Genomic DNA, 5798 nt, shown 5'->3' with positions numbered 1-5798 from the left:
GTCAAAATCGGTGTTGCAAAAACGGGAGTGACCATAGATTCCGTTTTCCAAGCGGCCCCCTACAGAGGCGTCTGAGCTGTTTTAAGCGGGTATGGCTTTGCAGCTACCGTGTTAAGTTCCCTGGTGTCGCTGAAATAGTTGATGAACATCCCCCTAAGCGTCAGCAGCAAGCTGCCGCCGCTAAGGCCCCGGAAATCACGCCCTTTACGTCGTAAACGCCGTAAAGCCCGCTCAGCGGGGTTAAAAGGGATTACTTTTACTTCTTCATTGCTGTGAGCGGGTTAAGGCTAATCAGGGCAGGGGGTAGGGTGGCAGAGTTTATAGCCAGGTAACCGGCTACGCCGGGCTTTCGGCGCCATTTGACTCCACAGACACATGTAACCTCATCTGGCGCCTCCATGCCGCTGACGCGGCATTCAGAAGTTTCCCGATGCTGTAAGTCTTAACGTCTGCTTTGTGCCAGGAGCGGACGTTACACGTTGTTTCACACTAATCATAGTACTCAATTGAGATAATACATTTTTTATCTTATCCCCTGACTACGTATTATTTAGTCAGGGGAAGAGTCAAATCCATAAGATAAAATCTTCCATTTCATCATAGTTCTTAATAATGGCACGGACCTCTTTTTCATCATCGCTTAAGCAATCTAATAAATTATCCCATTCGCTTTGTTTTTTTCCAAATCCGTATACTTGCTCAATATCCCCTGACTTCCAAATATATATTCCATCACTCTTTAATTTATCATGAATTTTTTTGATTGAGGCTTTTACTTCATGATGATTACAGATTTTTATAAAGTCTTTGCTTGAACTGCTTTTTAGTGAGTCTATAGAAATAATGGGGTTAGTAAGTTGCAAGCTTTGTGGATCAGACAAATTGGTTAAAGATGAGAGTAATTCATCGCATTCACTACTTAATACTTCATTATGAGAGGTTGTCAGTAGTATTGATAGAAAATCGCAATCGGCAAGGATTCGCGTTCTTATACCTATTGAATTGATAACATTGGCCATTTTCAAAAGACTGCCTTTGCCATCTACAGCTACAATACTTGTCTTGGTAGGGTTGAGTTCATTGTTTCTAATTTTTTTATAAAGTGCGCATAAAACATTCGTTTCTGTTTTGCCCTCGACTAATAAAACTTCTTCTGAAAATAAGAAAAATGATGAATTAGATAAGGTAAATGCAGAGTGAAGTTGTGGTGAGGATGCCTCATATAATTCTTGTATTTTTTCCGAAATGGTTTTCTGGGCTATAGTACCTTCGGAACTTTTAAAGACCTGTATAGCATTGCAGGCATGTTTTGCTGAGAGCATGCTGGCCGAGTGAGTTGAGATGATGACTTGGAATCCAAGATCGCTTAAAGCAACCAGAGATTCTCTCACAGAGTTTATGGCAGATGGATGTAAGTATAACTCTGGTTCATCAATGAAAATAAGAGTGTTTGATTTTTTTGTATCATCGCTTCTTTTCTTAATATCAGCTAAATATTGAATCAAAGCCATCTGTATTGAACGCTGCGTACCATGGCCGAATCGGCTGATGTCTTGCATTATTGAGGAACCAGCTCGTTCTTCAAATACTTTCAAGGTTCCTGATTTGAATATTTCATCCAGAGTGGGGGTAGGAAAGTGTAGTTTCACACTCACATCGGGGAAAAACTGATTTACTTTCTGACTAACGCCACTGTCTATTTTGTTCAAACCATCTAACCTAGTAGAACCATCATGAGCAAGATATTTACCGATTTCCGAGATGTTTTCAGAGAATTTTACTTCATATTCTTTTTTTATTTCGCTAACAATTGCAGCTAATATTTTCGCGATTGTTGTACCGGCTTTATTTTTGGTTGCATCTTCTACAGCATCAGACATCGCAGGAATATGAATTGGTTCAGGGAAAAGATTCGAGATAGCGCCATCGATTCCACCAGGATTTTTTTTCCATGTGGTACCATCAAAAACCTCAAGTGTTTTTTTGACTTTTAACTTATCACCATCAACAACTTCTCTGTCCTGCTTTCTTGCAAACCTCAAAGTTTTATCTATGATGAATGGTGCAATTTTTTGCTGATTTTCTTCGCTAAGTAACGTCAGGGTATCATCAGTAATCCCTTCAATGACTCCCTCTACTCGCACTGGATTTTGTGGGTCGTACATATCAGCATCGCTTAGTAGGGAGCCATCTAAGAGCCATTTTATAGCCAATATAATATTTGATTTACCTGCGTTATTATAGCCGACCAATGCTGTATATGGCCTTAGAAAAGCTTCGGTGTATTTGCAAGACCTGAAGTTAGTTATTGATACTTTATTCAATCGAACTGTCATTATATTATCCTTGTTCTAATCTCATTTGGGTCTAACCAACAGTTGTTTCATCATAGTTTCTGCTTGAACTTTATCGATAATCTAACTTCGCGACCAAGGATACAATGAGCTGAATCACAGCCCGGTTAAAACGTCTGTTTTTCGCTCACTGCGGACCTTCAGCTCAGTCAGAACGTCCGCTTCGTGCCAGGAGCGGACATTGCTAAGTTCGGAACGTACTAAGCGTAGGGGCAGGTCAGGCTGGCCTCCGGTGGTCTGCGCATTTGTGCAATAATATTTTTCATGTGTGGCCAAAAGGGTGAGTTATGAAATTAGTTAATGTTTTTGAAATAAATCGTTTATATAGCTTTCGCTATGTTCTTTTTCATCTCTGTGGCTATGGAAGCGATCTCTTTCATCCTCATCATAATCGTAAGAGTCATAGAGGTGTGTAGACGCATCAACTTTACTATACATATATTCAATTTCATTGTCCTCAAAGGGCAAATCGTATTCATTAATTAAATCATGTAGCATGTCATATGCAATGTCATCAGCTTTAGATCTTTCGTCATAATCTAATGATTGAATTTTCCCTGTTCCAGATAAATGTTCGTCATAATTTTCATGCCAATATTCTTTGATATGTTCCATTAGTTCATGAGTAACTTCCTCTCCTTTTATTGCAGGTCGAAGATTGATTAAGTGTGCTAAGGGGAGGTAATCGTCATGGTTGAGGGTATATCTCCAACTAGACCTCATGGCATAATTTATAAAGTCAGAGATGAATTGATCTGAAAATAGACTTGGAGCATTTTTTACAGCCCATAACACGCACTCCCCAACTTCGTAATCGTAAGTGAGATATTCTTCTTCAATGTTTAAAAATAAGCTTGGGTACACCATTCTATTTTTATTGGTGGAGATTAGATTGGAATGTATGATCGAATGAAGGAGATGAATTGAGTAATCATTTAAGCATTTAAGATCAACAGCATTGAGTACTGACTCAAGCACTGAAATAAATACATCAGCACTGATTTTCCTATTGCTGTGCAAAGAGAATAAAGTGTTAATTGATTGATTTGTCTTAAGGGCTGAAAAGTAAAGTGCAAGAGAGGTTTCATCAGTAGCATAGCGATTGATGATATAGTCAGACACCGATGGGTTGAATGGTGTCAATCTTATCATTACATTTTTATTTAGCTGTGTCAGACTTCTATTAAGTGTTGATTTTATTGACTCTTTTATGTATTCATCTATTTTATTTACTTTGGAGTGAAAGTTATTTTTATATTTGATATTGAAAACACGCTTTAATGAATTTTTACACTCCCGTTCTTCCATGTTATTAGCATTAAAAACAACCAAGCAAACTAGATCAATGACTTCCTCACGTGTTTGATTATTGAAACAGTGCGACCAGATCATTTCTGGATTGTCTAATGAATTTTCGATATACGACCAAAAATTCGAACTGTCGATTCCTGATATTCTGTCGCTATCTGTAATAAACGATATAAGTCGTGGGTTAAAGTTTGGATGATGTATTATTTTCCAATAATTACGATTATCATAAAAAGTGTCAATGTACTCCTGTGGTAATGAACTATGCCAAACATGATTGTAAAGTATATCAGCCTTTTCTATATCAGTAAGATCTGATACATTTATCTCAATTTCTTTTTTTCCAATTTTTTCTATATTAAATATCTCACTGAGATTTTTAGCTCTGTTTAATATGTTGGTTCTTGACGTCAAAATCATCTTTTTGTTTTTGTCGGTAATGATTTTTTTAATAAACTGAACGATTTTAGAATCAGAGTTTCTAGTGAAAATTTCTAAAAGAGTAGCGCCGAGAAAATCATCAAAATAGAAAAATTGCTTTCTCTCTTTTAAATATATAGATTCTATTTCTGAAATTGATCCTTCAATGTGGTAAATTTCATAGTCGCGATTACAATGCATGAGCATCACTTGTTTTGCAAGAGTGGTTTTACCAACGCCAGGCAAACCAGTGATGATTACAACTTTGTTTTCATCTAAAATCTCTAAAGCTTTTTGTAATTGCTTGGTTTCGATGAATTTGTATGATTCTTTTCTCGCATCTTCAATCAGAAAGTTACTATTTTGAATTGCAGCATTATTTAGCAGACTCATTAAAAAATTTGTACTGGAAAGCCAAAGTTTGTAATGGTTCCGTTCTGTTTCGGGGTAAAGTGCTAAAAGATCATTGAGATGCTCAGGACCAATGATGTCATTATTGCTTAGAATGTAAGGGTTAAATAAATCGAAGATTTCTTTTTTATTAGCAGGGGATAAACCAACGCTTGTGATGAAAATGTATCGATTAGGTTTTAAGTTTTTAACTTTTGCAACTTCTTCGCTTTTAAGTTTACTTAATAATCCACTATAACCAGTTTTAACATAGTGTTTAACTTGGATTATTACTTCGCCAGAGTGATAAAAACGACCATCAATCCCACCATCTTTTCCTGATTTAAAACGCTCAATAAGCAGATTTTCTCTCTTGCTTAAGAGGTCCGTAGCTAGTCTTTCAAACTCTTCATTATTGAGTGCTCTAAAATCATAGTTTGTCATTGGAGTTCTTAATAAGTGGCTGAAAATGAAAGCAATGTTACATGGTGGAAAAATCAAAAAAAAGTGGAATGATGATAGATTGTTATATTCATAGAGTTCATAAGGATTAAATTGTGATTTAGTGCATGATTTTGCGCAAAATTGCACAATTTTTCAAGGTAACTAAAAGTTGTGCCGCGTCGTATATGGCGCAGCTTTGCTGCCTTTCAGAAAGAGCACAAAAATGGGGTCGTAATGTGCGCAGGCGAGGCGGGGGAGCAAGCGCGCGCAAAGGTGGACAGGTCACTGGTTCACTGCATTGAATGACTCTGTACCTCCGCAGACCTGCATTAGTCGTTACGCCGCTTGGCACTCGTCTTTGCCGCCCTTCAGAATATAGTACTGGATATTCTAACGGAAGGTCAGAAAGGAGCGTTTACCAAAGAGGATGGCGAGAAGGTCATTGACGAAACGGGGAAGCGGGTTAAGTAATCTGCCCACTTCAGAATATCGGACGCCTGTTTACACTATGTGGGCGTCCGGTTTTCGCTCATAAGGGACAACCATACTCAAATCTCCCACATTGCAGGAGATTTGAGTATGAACACGTCACCGTGGAACAAAGACCGTATCATAGGCCAAAAAAGGCCACTTCAGATATCTCATATCTGGGGTATCCGAATCCGACTTGAACTGGAAGGTAAAACGCGCGATTTAGCTCTGTTCAATATGGCACTGGACAGTAAGCTTCGAGGCTGTGATCTGGTCAAACTCAAAGTATCTGATGTTGCATATGGTAGCTCTGTTTCGAGCAGAGCAACGGTATTGCAACAGAAAACCGGTAGCATTGTTGTGGTCAACTAAAACTGGCCACCGCGTTAGAGTTTTTCCAGTATCGGTTTT

At 38.1% G+C, this 5798-nt stretch carries 2 protein-coding genes and 2 pseudogenes; 2 read left to right on the top strand and 2 right to left on the bottom strand.

Going from position 1 to position 5798, the window contains the following annotated elements; genetic code table 11:
- Window positions 1–566: 566 nt before the first annotated feature.
- A complete protein-coding gene (locus tag V6944_RS23175) occupies window positions 567–2336 on the bottom strand; it encodes an ATP-dependent nuclease (RefSeq protein ID WP_333500664.1) in 1770 nt (589 codons plus the stop codon).
- Between the two features lie 315 nt (window positions 2337–2651).
- Window positions 2652–4916, bottom strand: coding sequence for a restriction endonuclease (locus V6944_RS23170; RefSeq protein ID WP_182944990.1), 2265 nt, complete (start codon window positions 4914–4916; stop codon window positions 2652–2654).
- A 329-nt stretch (window positions 4917–5245) separates the two neighbouring features.
- Between V6944_RS23170 and V6944_RS23165 the strand changes: the two are divergent.
- A pseudogene (locus V6944_RS23165) lies at window positions 5246–5387 on the top strand (arsenate reductase); the annotation flags it as partial.
- Window positions 5388–5495: 108 nt separating this feature from the next.
- Window positions 5496–5747, top strand: a pseudogene (locus tag V6944_RS23160) (integrase); the annotation flags it as partial.
- Between the last annotated feature and the right edge of the window lie 51 nt (window positions 5748–5798).

The organism is Kluyvera sp. CHPC 1.2972 (assembly GCF_036759925.1).
In the GTDB taxonomy this organism is placed as follows: Bacteria; Pseudomonadota; Gammaproteobacteria; order Enterobacterales; family Enterobacteriaceae; genus Kluyvera.
Note: the sequence above shows the minus strand (reverse complement) of the source record. Positions and strands in the feature narration are given on the sequence as shown.